Source organism: Rhodohalobacter sp. (assembly GCF_034521535.1).
GTDB lineage: Bacteria > Bacteroidota > Rhodothermia > Balneolales > Balneolaceae > Rhodohalobacter.
This window is the reverse complement of record NZ_JAXHMF010000005.1, coordinates 1,177,757-1,194,071: the sequence shown is the minus strand read 5'-3', so window position 1 is coordinate 1,194,071 and position 16,315 is coordinate 1,177,757. Positions and strand designations below refer to the sequence as shown.

Annotated in this window: 13 protein-coding genes and 1 pseudogene; 5 read left to right on the top strand and 9 right to left on the bottom strand. The window is 41.7% G+C overall.

Annotation, left to right across the window (positions count from 1 at the left end):
• Positions 1–3 precede the first annotated feature (3 nt).
• The 3 genes from U5K35_RS12110 (at position 4) to U5K35_RS12100 (ending at position 6,749) form a co-directional block, all read left to right on the top strand.
• Positions 4–1,374: an HTTM domain-containing protein gene (locus U5K35_RS12110; RefSeq protein WP_322571725.1), complete on the top strand. Its 1,371-nt coding sequence runs from the start codon at positions 4–6 to the stop codon at positions 1,372–1,374.
• Positions 1,352–3,832 carry a TonB-dependent receptor domain-containing protein gene (locus U5K35_RS12105; protein ID WP_322571724.1) on the top strand — a complete coding sequence of 827 codons (2,481 nt, stop codon included), beginning with the start codon at positions 1,352–1,354 and terminating at the stop codon, positions 3,830–3,832. The genes U5K35_RS12110 and U5K35_RS12105 overlap by 23 nt, the downstream gene beginning before the upstream one ends.
• 1,339 nt (positions 3,833–5,171) lie before the next feature.
• Positions 5,172–6,749: a mucoidy inhibitor MuiA family protein gene (locus tag U5K35_RS12100; RefSeq protein ID WP_322571723.1), complete on the top strand. Its 1,578-nt coding sequence runs from the start codon at positions 5,172–5,174 to the stop codon at positions 6,747–6,749.
• A 270-nt stretch (positions 6,750–7,019) separates the two neighbouring features.
• On the opposite strand, the gene U5K35_RS12095 is transcribed toward U5K35_RS12100, so the two are convergent.
• The 8 genes and pseudogenes from U5K35_RS12095 to U5K35_RS12065 form a co-directional block, all read right to left on the bottom strand.
• Positions 7,020–7,883, bottom strand: a complete 864-nt coding sequence (locus tag U5K35_RS12095) for a hypothetical protein (RefSeq protein ID WP_322571722.1) — start codon at positions 7,881–7,883, stop codon at positions 7,020–7,022.
• Between the two features lie 47 nt (positions 7,884–7,930).
• On the bottom strand, positions 7,931–8,377 hold the full coding sequence (locus tag U5K35_RS12090; RefSeq protein ID WP_322571721.1) for a YybH family protein: 447 nt from the start codon (positions 8,375–8,377) through the stop codon (positions 7,931–7,933).
• 157 nt (positions 8,378–8,534) lie between these two features.
• Positions 8,535–9,779, bottom strand: a complete 1,245-nt coding sequence (locus U5K35_RS12085; protein WP_322571720.1) for a hypothetical protein — start codon at positions 9,777–9,779, stop codon at positions 8,535–8,537.
• 90 nt (positions 9,780–9,869) lie between these two features.
• Complete coding sequence (locus tag U5K35_RS12080; protein ID WP_322571719.1) at positions 9,870–10,346, bottom strand: YybH family protein; 477 nt, start codon at positions 10,344–10,346, stop codon at positions 9,870–9,872.
• 31 nt (positions 10,347–10,377) lie between these two features.
• Positions 10,378–10,905: a hypothetical protein gene (locus tag U5K35_RS12075; protein WP_322571718.1), complete on the bottom strand. Its 528-nt coding sequence runs from the start codon at positions 10,903–10,905 to the stop codon at positions 10,378–10,380.
• Positions 10,906–10,988: 83 nt separating this feature from the next.
• A pseudogene (locus U5K35_RS19730) lies at positions 10,989–11,117 on the bottom strand (BBE domain-containing protein); the annotation flags it as partial.
• Positions 11,118–11,250: 133 nt separating this feature from the next.
• Positions 11,251–13,050, bottom strand: a complete 1,800-nt coding sequence (locus U5K35_RS12070; RefSeq protein ID WP_322571717.1) for a hypothetical protein — start codon at positions 13,048–13,050, stop codon at positions 11,251–11,253.
• A gap of 228 nt (positions 13,051–13,278) precedes the next feature.
• Positions 13,279–13,776, bottom strand: coding sequence for a hypothetical protein (locus U5K35_RS12065; protein WP_322571716.1), 498 nt, complete (start codon positions 13,774–13,776; stop codon positions 13,279–13,281).
• 144 nt (positions 13,777–13,920) lie between these two features.
• Here U5K35_RS12065 and U5K35_RS12060 point away from each other — a divergent pair, with 144 nt between their 5' ends.
• Both U5K35_RS12060 and U5K35_RS12055 read left to right on the top strand, forming a co-directional pair.
• Entirely contained in the window at positions 13,921–14,655 is a 735-nt protein-coding gene (locus tag U5K35_RS12060) for a LuxR C-terminal-related transcriptional regulator (RefSeq protein ID WP_322571715.1), read from the top strand.
• Positions 14,648–15,436 (top strand): helix-turn-helix transcriptional regulator, encoded by a 789-nt coding sequence (locus U5K35_RS12055; protein WP_322571714.1) that lies wholly within the window; start codon positions 14,648–14,650, stop codon positions 15,434–15,436. Before U5K35_RS12060 ends, U5K35_RS12055 begins: the two co-directional genes overlap by 8 nt.
• A 397-nt stretch (positions 15,437–15,833) precedes the next feature.
• On the opposite strand, the gene U5K35_RS12050 is transcribed toward U5K35_RS12055, so the two are convergent.
• Positions 15,834–16,283: an EbsA family protein gene (locus U5K35_RS12050; protein WP_322571713.1), complete on the bottom strand. Its 450-nt coding sequence runs from the start codon at positions 16,281–16,283 to the stop codon at positions 15,834–15,836.
• Positions 16,284–16,315 lie beyond the last annotated feature (32 nt).

Here is a 16,315-nt window from a genome sequence, read left to right as displayed (position 1 = left end):
TCAGTGAATTCATCAACCATTCGCTCCTATTTTACCGATACTCAGAATGCTGCTCCATTAGCCGTTTTCCGAATCCTGTTTGGAATTCTGATGCTGTGGAGCATCGTTCGTTTTGCGGCCAACGGCTGGATTTACAAGCTCTACATTGAGCCGCAATTCTTCTTCTCATACTACGGCTTCGAATGGGTGCAGCCGCTTGGCGAATGGACCTATCTTATTTTTACGATTTGCGGTTTGTCGGCCCTCTTCGTGGCAATCGGATTCAAATACCGCATTGCCATCATCGTCTTTTTCCTCAGCTTCACCTACATCGAGCTGATGGACAAAACCACCTATCTGAACCATTACTATTTCATCAGCATCCTCAGTTTTCTGATGATTTTTCTGCCGGCTCACGCCTACTATTCAGTCGATGCTTATCGTGATAAAAACCTCAGATCTCAACAAGTACCCCGATGGTCTGTCGATTCTATCAAGCTGCTGCTGGGGATCGTCTATTTTTACGCCGGCCTTGCCAAGCTCAACTCCGACTGGCTGTTTGAAGCCATGCCGCTGCAGATCTGGCTTCCGGCCAAATACTCCATTCCGCTGCTCGGGGATCTGCTGCAGCAAACCTGGGTTCACTACGCTTTCGCGTGGAGCGGCGCCATATACGATCTCACAATCCCTTTCCTGCTCCTCTACCGGAGAACTCGGGTTTTTGCTTTCGCCCTGGTTGTGATCTTCCATGTACTCACACGGGTACTCTTCCCTATCGGGATGTTTCCATACATCATGATTGCGAGTGCCCTCATCTTTTTTGATGCGGGATTACACAATAAGATCCTGGCAAAAGTTTCTGAATGGCTCAGGATCTCCAAATCTCTATTCGATAACGGTAAACACTATCAATTTCCCAGGGTATGGATCCGAAAATCATCCGTTGGAATTCTGACACTATTTTTCATCCTCCAGCTGCTGATACCCTTCCGGTATATGTTATATCCCGGTGAACTGTTCTGGACCGAAGAGGGCTATCGTTTTTCATGGCGGGTGATGCTGATGGAAAAAGCCGGGTATGCCAATTTCAAAGTGGTTAATCCGGAAAACGGTCAGCGATTTTACGTGGATAACACACAATTTTTGACCCGTTTTCAGGAAAAACAGATGTCCTCACAGCCCGATTTTATTCTGGAGTACGCTCACTTTCTGGAAAATCATTATCAACAACAGGGCATTGATGACCCCGAAATTTACGTGGAAAGCTATGTGGCGCTAAACGGACGTCGAAGTCAGCCTTATGTAAATCCCGATGTGGATTTAACCGAAATTGAACCCTCATTTAAACACCGAACCTGGTTACTCTCTTTTAATGATGAAATTAAAGGCCTTTAGTTTATTTCTTCTTTTTGGATGTTTTGGGTTGTCTGCCCAGGCTCAGCATCAGATCTATGGATACATTGTAGACAAAGAGACCAAGGAACCCATTGAGAATGTAGATATCTACGATAACGACGCCGGGAAATCATTCAGCACCGATAAAGATGGCTATTTTGAGATCAATGACCTGTCCGACGGCACGTATGTCCTCTTTTTCTACAAGCTGGGATATGAAGTGGTGCAAAAATCCGTCACCCTGGATTCAGAAAACCTGGACACCTCAATAGAGATGGAAAAACTATCCAGGGAGCTGACCGAGCTGTCAGTCACAGACCGGCAAGATCAGGTATTCACTATGAGACGGCTGCGGGAAGTTGAGGGAACCTCGATTTTTGCCGGCAAGAAAACAGAAGTCATCAACCTCGAGCAAATGGTTGTCAACACCTCGGGTAACAATGCACGGCAGATTTACAGTCAGATATCCGGACTGAACATTTTTGAATCGAACGACGCCGGACTTCAGCTCAATATCGGCGGCCGAGGGCTCGACCCCAGCCGTTCATCCAACTTTAATGTCCGACAAAACGGGTACGACATCAGCGCGGATGTTCTCGGCTATCCCGAAAGCTACTACACCCCTACCGCCGAAGCGCTGGATGAAATTCAGGTCATACGCGGAGCGGCTTCCCTGCAATATGGAACTCAGTTTGGCGGTCTGGTCAACTTCAAACTGAAGAAACCGATCCGGACTAAAAATCTCGAATTTACTACCCGACAATCTGTGGGTTCAAACGCGCTCTTTACCTCCTTCAACAGCCTGAGCGGAACAACCGGAAAGCTGGGCTACTACGGATTTTTCAACTATAAGAATGGAGACGGCTTTCGGCCAAATTCCGGTTTTGAGTCACAGAATGCGTACATCTACACCGATTATCAATTAGGGAAAAACACAAAACTAAGCGCCGATTTTACATATCTGTACTATCTCGCCCAACAGCCCGGTGGACTGACTGATGCTCAGTTTTATCGCAACCCGGAAGTCAGCAATCGAACCCGGAACTGGTTTGAGGTAGACTGGAAATTAGCCTCCGCAACGCTGGAGCATACCTTTTCATCCCGTACCAAATTAAGTCTGATGGCTTTCGGGTTAGACGCCTCCCGTAAATCCCTCGGTTTCCGAACCAACCGTGTTTCGCAAGAGGATGATCTTGACGCCCCGCGTGATCTCATTCTGGGGGATTTCAACAACTGGGGAGCCGAAGCCCGGTTTCTGCATCGCTACAAAATTGGAGTTAAAAACTCCGTGTTTCTAATCGGCTCAAAATATTACAACTCCAAAAACACGTCCATTCAGGGACCCGGATCAGCCAGCGCTGAGGCTGACTTCACTCTGGCTGATGATCAATTTCCCAACTTTCCCAATCAATCGGATTTTACCTTCCCAAACAAAAACGTGGCCATTTTCGGAGAGAACATCTTTTACCTGAAAGATAATTTATCCATCACCCCCGGTTTTCGTTTTGAATATATCAACACCCGGAGCCGCGGGTCATTTAAACGCGTAAATTTTGATCTGGCCGGAAATCCCATTCAGAATGAAACTTTCGAGGACAACCGGGATTTTGAACGCAGCTTTGTTCTGCTGGGTGTCGGACTCAGCTATCTGCCTGTTCCCAAAACCGAATTCTACGGTAATTTCTCCCAGAATTATCGCTCTGTAACGTTCAACGATATCCGCATTGTCAATCCGACATTTCAGGTGGATCCGGAGATTACCGACGAGAGCGGTTTTACGGCAGATTTTGGTATTCGCGGGCGGTTTGGAGAGAATATCTCCTACGACGTTGGGGGATTCGGCTTGATGTACGACAATCGCATCGGTGAGGTTCTGCGGGCAGAAACCCGGATTAATGCAGAGGGTGACCCGGAAGAGACCGGGCGGGTTGTTCGTTTTCGCGGGAATATCGGACAGGCATTTATGTACGGTATCGAAAGTCTTGTGGAGGTAAACCTGCTGCCGTTTATTATCAAAGAGAACCGTGATCTGAAGTTCAGTGTCTTTGCCAATACAGCGGTTACAAAGTCTGATTATCTTGATTCCGATATTGCCGGAGTGGAAGGTAATCAGGTTGAATTTGTACCATTTTTGAATCTGAAAACCGGGTTTAGGGCCGGATACAAGAATCTGCAGACAAGCCTTCAGTACACCTACGTTTCCGGCCAGTATACCGATGCGTCCAATGCCGAACAGAATCCATTTGATAACCAGAGCGGCATCCGCGGTGAAATTCCGGCCTATGATGTTATGGATATCTCCGCTTCCTATTCATGGAGAAATTTCACCCTGGAATCAGGAATCAACAACGTGCTGAACAACTGGTATTTTACACGACGAGCCACCGGATATCCCGGACCGGGTATCATCCCTTCCCCACCTCGTACGTTTTACCTGACGCTTCAATTAAAGATTTAAAAGATTGTACCGTTTTGCTTTCCAGGCTGGTTAATTAACCTGAGTTCGATATAATTTTATCGATAATCGTCAGTTTGAGCGCAGTTTCGACCTTTTTTTGGTCGGAACGGAGTCGAAAACACATTTCGACTACATTTCGAGGAAAAAGCACCCTCGAAATTGCGCTCAATGTGACGGATTGCATCATTTCTTAAATCTTTACCACGAGCTCAAGTTGACTATAAAGTCTCTACAAATTTTCCGGTAAACTTCTTTGTGGAGTAGGCGCGATATAGTGCAAACAAAGAGCTGAATATGAGGTAGTAGCCCATGGTTTGGGCAGTAGAAACCTGAGTTCGATTAATAATGCGTTGATTTTGTTGCTTGAAAATCCCCTCCTTTTCCAAGGAGGGGACTTAGGGGTGGTTGAAAAGGGCCACAGCTCAGTTTTTTGGTTTTTTGCTTAAACAAAAGTTTCGTAACCGCACCCAGAAGGCTGTCCAAAAAGGTAGTTAGTTTGAAAAGCGCTTAAATAATTTAGTTTTTCCTTCAGACTCACCCTATATCCCTCTCTAACCAATAGAGAGGGATATGAAGTCTAAATTATTTAAGCTTGATTCTGTGTTGATTCACTTTTTGGACAGCGTCAGCTTTTTTTATCATAATCTTAAAATCGAACTCGGGTTAGAACCAAATTCTGTTCCCTGATAAACAGTGTATGGGAATTCAATGAAAAGTGTGATCAAGCAGAGCCCGCCAAACATCCAAACAAAATAGTTAATGAATATTTTCATTTTGATTATTTGGTCTTAGCAGTTGAGATGAAAGAAAAGGTTAAAAATTAAACCTCTCATTACAGATGTGTCTTTCAGTCGTAATAATTTCGCCATTAATGCCCACAGAATTTTCAACAATCGTTTCGCACTCCACATGATCATTGCTGAAATGAATAAAAGTTAAAATTCCGGCAGTTAAAATAACGATCCCCAATATAGTCCCAATCAAAATATTTTTACTCAACTGTGTATGTTTTATAGATTAAACAACTTGGCAGCGAAGCGACCACGTATAATTTGATACAAATGTACTACTAAATAAAGTAATTAAAAATCTAAAACCGGTAACACAAGATCTATACGCCGTAAACTCAACTTTGCCGTAAAAAAATCCGGGACGATCTGCATCCTCATCTTTTGAACAGGCATTGAAACGCCTCAAAATTAATGGCTCGCCTGAGTTTAATAATCCAATACCTTTCGACCGTGTATATACCTCAATCGGTTGACCATTTTACACGTATGGAGGTAAATAATTTTTCTTACTTTCTCATACAGACTCAAGCCAAACAAATCATCTTCTTATGAATCTATTCATTGCTTTTCTACTTCTGCTTACATTTCAGGCTGAAACCGGTGACGCCTCAAGAGATTCACTACAAATAGAAAGCACTATCGATCAGGTTACGGTTTATCGTGACGGAGCACTTGTCCAAAGATCTTCCGAAGTAGAGCTGCCGGCCGGAATCAGTCAAGTAGTGTTTACCGGACTTACCCGCCAGATTCACGAAGAGACCATCACTTTACGTACAGAACAGGGATCTTTAACACTTTTAAGCCTCAATACACAACTTAATCAGAATGGATCTGCTAATAAACGCGAAGAACTGGATTCCCTCTCTGTCATAAAACAGAATTTGGAGGATGAGATCACACTTCTCAATGCCGATCAAACCAATCTTACCCGGGAACTCAATCTGCTTGCGGCCAATCAAAACCTTACCGATGGCCAGGGAGTGGAGCTCTCCGGGCTGAAGGAAGCCATGGAATATTATCGTGAACGCTATCGCACGATCGAATCACGGAAAATTGAAACGGACAAAGAGTTAGCTAGGGTCAGTGAAAACCTGAATGAGATAAACCGGAAGATTAATGAGCTGGAAAATGAAATACGTCGGCAAAGCAATGAAGTAGTGGCAGTAATCGATTCTCCAAGAGATCAAGCCGCCTCTCTGAATCTTTCTTACGTCGCTTATCGTGCCGGGTGGACACCCTCTTACGATGTTCGCTATTCCGGGCCAAACTCTCCACTCACTCTCGATTATAAGGCCGAGATTTATCAGGATACCGGAGAGGATTGGAACCGGGTGAGTCTGGCAATATCGTCCGGCCGGCATCAGAGAGGCAATACCGTGCCTGACATTTCAACCGAATATCTCGATTTTCAACCGGAGGAATCAGCCATGCAAATGGATGCCCAGCGAAGTTTGAACGAAGTAGTTGTTACTGCAGCACAGACTGAGGCTGCACCGGGTGTTTCTATTCGTACGGACGAACAGATTCGCTTCAGTTATGAGATTCAGGAGCCCCATTCGATTCCATCGGGTGACCGTGCGGTACTACCGTTTCATCGAGAAGAGACGGCTGTTGATATTCATCATATAACCGTTCCCAAACTGAATTCCGGTGTCTTTCTGGTCGCAGAAATTGAAGATTGGGAGTCATTGCATCTGATTGACGGCGAAGCCAATCTCTTTATGAATGGTTCCTTTACAGGTAAAAGCCGGATTACAACTGAAGTGTTTGAAGAGTCGCTCCGGTTATCCCTGGGCCAGAATGACTTCATACTTGCTGAACGAAACCGGGTCCGGGATGTAACGTCCAAGAATTTCTTCGGGAGCCGAACCCGCGAAAATCACGGTTGGGAAATCGTTCTGAGAAATACCGGCAATGAACCCGTTTCTGTAACGGTTAAAGACCAGATTCCTGTTTCCAGACAATCGGAGATCAGTGTTGAACTCACAGAACGAAGTGGCGCGGCATTCAATGAAAGTACAGGGATTCTTGAATGGGACGTTAATCTCGATCCGGGTCAGACCCAAACCATCCCATTTTCCTATCGTATAGAGTACCCACGTGACAGACAGTTAGGCAGTTATTGAGAAGCTTTATAAAATCAGCTAATTTTTATCGAAACCCGGAAAGCGGTTTAATCAGTTTTGAAATTGAAATACCCACATCAGTACTTAAAAGTTTTTATGTACTTATGAAGTACTCAATTAGACTTCGTCTTACATTACATCGGTGAGGAAGGTTGGTTAGCGGTCTTGTGTTTAAGTGTTTTTTCAAAAAACAGCTACAACGAATTAAACGTCTAACTGGCAAGCCAAGTCACGTTAAAAATCCGCTTGAATTGTTTGTTATACTTCGATCTAATTAGAAGAAAATTTTTCTTCCATATATGTAAGTGTTTGCCTAATAATTCTTCGGGACTCTTCCTTATCATCCATAAAATCAAAAGCGTGTTGCCCATCAGAAAAATTAATCAAAGTAACCGGTAAGTTATTTGAGATAGCAATATTTGTAAAATGATCAATGGTATCATTGATATTTGGAATGTTATCCTGCCCTGACCTGACTACCAACATGGACAGATCTTTCGGTAACTGTTGTCCGGGCTTTATATGCGGGCTAATGAAGCCATAGTTGGAAGATAGGTTATCAATCTCTGTCTGATATTTTTGGTCAGATGTGTTCATTATTCCATAATAAAACACTCCAAATCTAAGATAGGGCTTATAGGACTTATGCAGATGAGATAGGGCGACCGGAACATTGCCCGAGCAGGACCAAATTCCAATCCTCTCTTTATCAATATTTAATTCTTCTGCATTGGTAAGCAGGTAATTAATTAAATCTGTCAGATCGGTTTCAGGATTTGAAGTTTCATAGTTAACACCGATCATATTATGTGTGGCAACTAATTTCCCCCATGAAATATACGATTGCATCTCTTTGAGATTAAAATTTGGATAGCCCAATACAAAAATAACTGCCGGATATTTTTCTTCATTATCAGCTGAATGAGGATAATAAAGATCAATCGTTAAGTCTCTCTCTTCAGTACTTTTATAGACTGCCCCTTTCTGAATCGTTACCTCAGACATTTCCGAAAGCTTGTACACTACTTCCATTTCCCTCATATCCTGTGTAAATGCATTTGTATAAGGAAATAACAAAAACAAGCCACTGACGAATACCCCTATCGCAAGTTCTTTGAAAAATTTTTTAAACATATAATTCACCCAATATTTTAATTCCCGGATTCAGATCTTAATACCAACTAAGATGGGCTATTGAACATGAGTCGCCATAGCTTCCAACCCGATTGATTTTTCTTAAGGATCCAGAGATTGTTGTAATTAAAGTTATCAAATTCATTTCCTCCTTTCGGGCCTCTCGTTCCTTCTACCAAAGTCCACACATAAGCGATCTTTTCCGAAATATGCATTTCATTGATGGTGGCTGTCACTTCAAGATCATAAGCTTGATAATAAGGGCTATAAATCTCTTCAATGGTTGATTTACCCATTGCCGGCTCTGCATTTGGTGAGAAAATAATGACGTCGTTAGTCAAAATTTTCAGTAGACCCTCTATATCTTCGTTATTCGTAACATCTACCCAGTTTTGAGTGATATCCTGTATAAGTTTGCTATCAATATCTTGGGCAAATGAAAGACTGGAACAAGAAAATAAAATACCGATTAAAAAAAGTATTGATTTTTTCATCTTTCCCCTTTTTTAAGATTGATAAAATGAACTGCTAATTTTTTTGATGTCAATAAATGACATAACGCCCGACGGATTAAACACCTTAGAGATCCCTACTCAATTTAGTATTCGTACTGTGAAACACATGAGAAACTATATAAGTATCTATCTGATGTTAGCGTCTTGGCCAAGCTGTGTTATGCTGCGTATTCTCATGCGTACGAATTAAATAAAAACGATTCTGATTGATCCTAAAATCTTCCTCAGTAAGTATCTGTCCGGTAATAAAGAGAGAGTCTTCACCTGTTACTCCCCTTAGTTCAAACGATCTATCCCGGAAGTTGTAATCGATAAACAAACTGTCTTCACCCATCAGACTTTCTTTAAATGCAATTTTTTGGTTGATTGTATCAATTTCGGCCGGAATCAATTTATAGTCACCATCCATTGGTATCATCTGAATTCCATAGTTATTATCGATCACCATATATTTTAATCTGACAGAATCTGTAGCCAGAGGCGGGACTTCTTCTCCATTAAGCACATATTTATCTACTTCGTAAATCCCAAATAAGGGAACATCCGACATTTCCTTAACTAAGGATAAGCTATAATTAATACTTAGAAACATTGCTATCGTGACAAAAATCCACTTCGTACTATCAATAAATAACCTTTGTCTTTTGCTGAAATCAGGTCTTATCTCATCCAGAGATTCAACAGGATTATTGGCGAGAAAATTAAATATTCTTTTTGAGTCCGGAAGGACGATTAAAATAGAAAATAACAGCAAGTGGCTTGCAAATAATTTAACCGGTACGCCATAAAATAAATTAATGGCAACCACATTGATCAAAGCGCCAATTAAAATGAGGCCGCCTAAAAGTCTTGTTCTGCGGTGAAACAAAAGGATGCCCCCGACAGCTTCGACCAATCCCGTAAATATTTCATATCCACGGCCGAAGGCCATAAAATTCCATGTTAACCCCCAGGTGTCAGAGTCACCAATGGTTACCAGTAGACGACTCAAAGGAAAATGGTGCATTTGTAGTGGAAGTATCTTGCCAATTCCGTAAGTAAACATTATTAAACCAAGATAAAGCCTTAGGTATAAGAAAAACCAATAGGTCACTTTTTTGTCCGAAGTATCAAAACGGGTCCATACTAATGCTCCCAGGGCAGATAAAACAGCAAAGACTAAAGCTAAAATGAATTCCAAAGGTGTATCTGGTCCGATACCTAAATCAGCAATATTTATAGTAATGAACAGGTTGCCAACCCAATCGATTACAGGAATCCACATCAATTCATAGATATCTCTTAGATACAGTATGCCTAATTGATCAAGGGGGAAAGGAGATGTATAAAATAGTACATACAAGAAAAGAAAGCGCAGTAAGAATGGTCGGTTCGTAACCATAAGGCTCCTCAAATTTTAAACTGTTTTTTTTGTATTAAACACTATTCAATTCATTTCAGCTTGTTCTTAATTTTATGTGCTTTATTCAGGTTAATCTGAACCAGATCCATTTCTATTCGATATTTGAATCGCATACTTCCATGATCCATCTTCCTGCCGTTGAAGTATCCAGAGAAATTTCCCTTCAAAAGCCATAGTCTCTCCGCCGGATTTTAATGTAACTCTATCGGTATAGGTCCCCCGATGAAAAGCCCAATCTCCTGAGACTATAACTTCTTCTGATATGGTGTTATGTTCAAATTCCTCCATTTGCCCGAACATTCCGGTAAGAACTTCGCGAACAGCTTCTTTCCCTTTAATGGCCGGCATACCCGGTAACATGGCAATGAAATCATCTGTTCTGATTGCCATCAGTGAATCCACGTTACCTGCCAGTACCGCCTCCAATTCTTTTTCACGCAGCTCATTGATTTCCGCAATATCTTCTTCGTATTGCTCCGCATTATATACTTTCTGAGTACATGCTGTTGAAATAAATGTCAATAGGATCAACATGCATAATTTCATAAATCCTCCTAAATCATATAGCTTCTGAACTTTAAAGCTTCCGAACAACTATCATCATCGATTCACCTTCTACCTGCTGCTTATATACCATACCACGCTCTGCTGCAATTTGCTCAAAGAAAAGGCCAAGAAGTGTTTCATAGTCATTAACAGATATTCCACCTGTTTCACCATTTTCGCCGAAAAAATCAAGATAGGGTCGATTCATGCGTACCCGGATGATCTCTTCAGAGGCCTCCAGTACTTCAAATTCTGCATTTTGGGACGCCATCCAATTACGGTGCAGATATTTAACCATCTGTAATGGAGTTAAATCGTTACTCCAACCCGGACCAAATATCTCTACCGTAGCATTAGCTACCTCTTCAATATCCTGACCCATTAATTTTCCATATCTGATAACAAGTAAAACATATGAATTTAGTATTGATTCAGCTCTTTGCCATCGCTGTTCCTCTGTATATTCGGGAAAAATATTTTCTTGTGCCTGTGTAGTTTGCGCGCTTAGGCTACTTGCTGCAAAAAAGAATATTACCATTAAGATATTTAGTGACTTCATATCGCTCCTCATGTCTTTGTTTAGGTTTTTATTAGCATTTATAAATCAGATCCATACCTCTTTTACATTTCTGCAGCTTTTGGCTATACAGAAGAGTAGGGCCTGATATTCTGATTGACGTTGAAAAAATTATCAGGGTCATATTTAGCTTTGATTTTTGAAAGCCGATTATAATTACCATTGTACGTTGCCTTAATCCGGGCCTCTCGTTCTCTTTAGCAAAGCCCTGGTGTTTTTGTGACATAGCAAAACAAGACCCTTTCGCTCTTAGGGTGTCTCAATTTTTGATATCAGGCCTCAGCGATAAGCTATCAAGTATGTGTAACCATTACAGCTGAGGCGTAATTAAAATACAGAGGAAGAAATTTCAATGTCTGCTTCCTTCCATACGCTATCAAATTGAGCTTTAACTCTTCTTGCCTCGCCATTCTTTCCCTGGGCAATCAGGCTATTATATAAACCGATGGTTGACCAGCCGTTAAGAGGCACTTTTTGAAGATCTTGCCGATAGACAGTTTCCGCTTCGGAAGGCATATCGGCCTTTAAAAGTATGGCCCCCAGCGTTTGTCTGACCGGAATATGCCAGGCAGCGGGTTCGCTATAATTTAAAGCGTCTTCGTTTTCAACCCCTTTTTCAAGGTGTTCGATGGCCGCATCATAATCACCCCGGGCAGCCATTAGTTCACCTGCCACGACCCGATAAGCCACCTTGGCTATGCTGGCGGAAGAGTTTGTAAAAGACCCCATTAAGGATTCGAGTGAAGGGTCGTTCATCATCGTCTCGATCGCATCCAGTTCTTCTTGGGCCTCTTTCAAATTGCCCATGCGTACAAAAGCTATACCTCGGGCATAGTGCCGGATCAGCGATATATGCTTGTAGGGTGCAAGGTCAGGTACCGTTAATATATCTTTCCATTTACCGAAGCGAACATAAGAGAGCATCGGGGTGCTGTAAAAATCCTGCAGGAAGGGCAGGGTTTCCATAGAGCTGGGGGACACTTTCTGCGCGGTCTTTGATGCTGCTGCAAGAGCGGTAGCGCTGTTTCCCATCAAGCTGGATGAAGACCACAGAAAGTGAATATTATGCGGGTAGTAACCAAGGGGATACATGCCCTGAGCATAGCATTGTGATATATACTCCTCGTCGGCATAAATAGCTTTAATATTGGTCATAGCGGCATCTTTATAACGACCCACCCGGATAAATACATGTGAGGGCATGTGGACGATATGTCCTGCGGCAGGCATTAAGCCGGCCAATACTTCTGCACTGGGAATAGCAAGTTCAGGCTTCGGTTTTTCCATCATGTGTATATAATAGTGATGAGCCCCGGGGTGACGGGGATTAATCTCGATAGCCTTTTCAAGTGCTTTTTGAGCATTCTCTATTCCCGGGTTCGCATTTCCCTGATTGTCCCAATAGTTCCACGGCATCATGTTCATTATGGAAGCAGCGTAAAACGTCTGGATATCGGCGTCCCTGGGATATTTAATGGCTAGTGTCTGCATTGCCTGCGCGTAAGCTTCATTTAGCAGGTTAAGATCCGTCTTTTCGCCGGCATTATAACTATGCATAATGGGCTTGGTGGGATCTTTGGAAACTCCGTAGCGCACTGACAAGGCATTAATCAAATCCTTTTCCTTTTCTGTTGCGCCATGTTGGAGCTCGAGTGACTTTTGAATAGCTTTATATGCGCTTTTTTTACGCGCATCGTCGGGCAGCGGATCGTTGATATTGGGGCCCAGAGCATAGGCCTGGCCCCAATAGGCCATGGCTGAGGTAGAATCCTGACGCGCAGCCTCTTTAAATGACCGATGCGCTTCGGCGTGATTGAAACCATAAGTCAGCCGCAAACCTTGATCAAAATACTTCTGAGCCATTTCCACGCCGGTGGAAATTTTCAATGAGTAATCACCCATATTTTCAAAAAGGGGTGCAACGGGATCGGGCCCCTCCTTTTTGTCCTGGAGTTGAAAACCCCTGGTAAAGCCTACGCTGACTTTCTGATCCAGTGCTTTGTAGGCTTGTTGAGACAGTTCATAAATATTATTACGTGTATCCCGCTGCTGACCCTGGGATGTGGCGGGTAGATGCAGCGATACGATAATCAGTACTAGTACGCAAGTACATATTCCTTTTTTCATATCTAATCTCTCGTTTTAGTTAATAGTAAGCCCCATGGGGCCGTTTGCCTATGAAGTAAAACCGAAAAGATGATATAGAGAATAGCAGCTTTAATTTCAACAACTACCCGGTTAAATATATATTTATTAGATGTTCGAACTTTTCTTTGCCAAACTCCTTTGAACGCTTTTAATACGCCCTGACTTAATCATTTTGCGAATCTTAAGTGTAGCAAGTGCAGAGTTATCTCATCCTGCAGTTGAGTCGGATTCACAAATAAACTCCTTCATAGACATTGGATCGCTTGAATAATCTTCAACTCTGATTCGCAATTCCCCATCCTGTCTCACTAAAAGACCGGAGTAAGAAAAAAGCCCCGGTTCTTCAAAATTATCATTCCCCCAAATAAATTTACCTAATACCATTATCGCATTACTACTGATTGGTTCATAGGACAGATCTTGCCATTCAAAGCTATCAGGTCCCTGCCACCTTTCCTCATATTCTACTCGCAGTGAGTCATAGGAAATAAATAGTTTATGCCCAGCACCTAACATATAGTGTCCAGACCTGTTGTACCGGGCTGCAACTGCAGTTCCATCTCTTGTTCGAAGATCTTGAGCATAACCTTCCATAAATGCCTGAGCTTCGGCAACAAGCTGGTCGTTTGATGGTGACTTTTGCAAAGCACATCCCGGGGCTATGCAAAAACAAAGAAAGAGAATAAAAAAATAGTATCCGTACATAAAAGCCCTGAGCTTGTAAAGAGTTGTGTTTGCGGATTGATACACCATTTAGCGTGCAAGTTTCTTGACTCTAACAAGAGTTTATTTTTAATTACTCTAAAAGTGAATACCCATATTTGAGTATTTTGGGGAAGGTAAAAAGAAATGAAGGCTCACAATGATATAGAATGGTATCGGAAACGTGACTTTTATTCATCAGAATTAGCGCATAAAGATGATATAGCACTTCCACGGCTTATTGAGAATGAGCAAAAAACCATCCTCCCTTCACCTTACTTTTTCATTTTCTACGATTATGAGTTTTCAGAGCTGCTCTATGTAAGCCCATATGTTGAAAAACTTTATGGAATCAGCAAGCAAGACATTTTAAAGGGTAATGAGCACCTGCTATTTGAGCTGACCCTCGAAGATGAAAAACCTGCTGTTGTAAAATTTTTGAAGGATATTTTGGAGTCCCACTTTCATCACGGTGAGAAATACCTTAGCGATCTTATATTTACTGTTGAGTATCGCTTGAAGCGTTCAAGTGGAGATATTCTTCACATCATGCATCAACACGAGGTATTAAACTTTACGGATAATGGGCTTCCGAAACTGGTAATCGGGCGTTTTATAAATATGAGCTGGCTCTTTGGAGATATGAACGAACGGATTGTAAAATTTTACATATACAGCAGGCAGACCAATAAAATTGAATACTATTCCGAGAAGCTCGTGTTTAAAGACATTGCTACAATGCTAACGGCCCGTGAAAAAGAAGTACAGCACTTAATCAATCACGGCTTTACATCAAACCAAATTGCCGGAAAACTCGAGATCAGTGTTGAAACGGTGAAAACCCATCGTAAGAATATTAAAGCCAAGCAAGCCGATGCCTGATTCCATTGCTGAAATAATGGTAAAATACGAAAAGCTCTTTGAGACCGGCAACAGAAGAGGCATTGAAGAGGTAACGTCTGATAAGCTTCGCGAGCTGTTAAAAAGATACAGCGGTGGTTTCGGCACCTACTCTTATGCCGTAATGGATTTCAGCTCGGGTGAATTTTTGCATGTAGCCGAAGATATTGACCAAATCTGGGGATACCCGCCTGAGTCCTTTTTGGAACACGGCATTCAATTTCTGCTCAATTTTTTTCCTGAAGAGCACCGCGATGCACACTTTAAAATATCCACAGCCGGATGGACCTACGCTAACTCACTCCCACCGGAAAAGCTTCTTTATTCAACAGCAAGTTTTGATAACATCAATCGAAGAAAAAACGGCGATTTATTTCGCATTCTCACACGCCAGATTATTACACGGCTGGACGGAGATGGAAAAATATGGCTGACCCTTGCAATATTCACCGATATCTCTCATATAAAAAAACCGGATATAAAAGATGAACCTCGTCTCTCCTATTATATCCCGAAATCCAGAGAGTTCTTAATTTATAATCCGGCCACCGAAAACTTAATCAATCTCGATATACTCACGGATAGAGAACGACAGGTCTTGCGACAATATACCGATGGTAAAACAGCCCGGGAAATAGCTAACAAGCTTTACCTCAGCGATCATACCATTCAGACTCACCGCGCAAATATGTTAAAAAAAACAGGCTGTAAAAACCTGGCGGAACTCGTGTATTTCTCTAAATACCATTTTCTGACTTCCTAATGTTAAGTCAATTTACAATTGTCGGATATAGACCTCACAGTGTATCGTACTGATGCTTCGGGACTGTCAGCGTCGAAAATCAACGCTGTCAGATCCAGTGGGTGCTGACAGGTTTCCTCCGACAATTCATGCTTGACTTAGCACTAGTTTGAAATACCAATTGAACATGATCCTAAAGGATTAAGAAAATGTAAGCTGATTTAATTTTTTTGAACTATCAAACCTATATTTTAGATAGAAACAGTATCCTCAGGACACAAAAAAATTATAATTCTGCATGGGTGGGTTGCAGGAATATACAGTACTGTTATTTTAAGATGTGAAACCTCAAGAAATGATCCTACACACTATATCAACGTAGTAGTTAGGGTTAATGCGCCTTGCATTACACCGTTGACTATTTTGAGTATTCAAGATTTTTATAATCACTAATTTGCATTAAATAAGATTTTAATTCTTCAAGTTGCTCTTTTGTGTGAAGGGGTAAATTTATTTTTTCCGATGACCCAACATTATTTTTAATCACAATTTTATTTTTTTGAACTCCAATGCTTTTAACCTTTTCCCAGGTTATCTCTTTTTTCTCCCTCCAATGAAAAGTATAGTTATGCAGATGAATACCTTTTTCATCAATTGTGAGAGATTGTTTTTTTAAAGCCCCCGGAAAAAATGCGAAGAATGTCATACACATAATGACCGTTGCTGAATTTGTCCAATCAACGGCTTCGTCAAATTTTAAGGTGAAAACAATGGCCCCAATAACAAAACCTAAACCTAATGTTCCAATGAATCGGATTGTTTTTATGTAAGGGGTATTAAGGTCAACCTTGAATTCAAATTTATCCATTGGTTCAATTTTATTTTAAGGTGTATAATGTT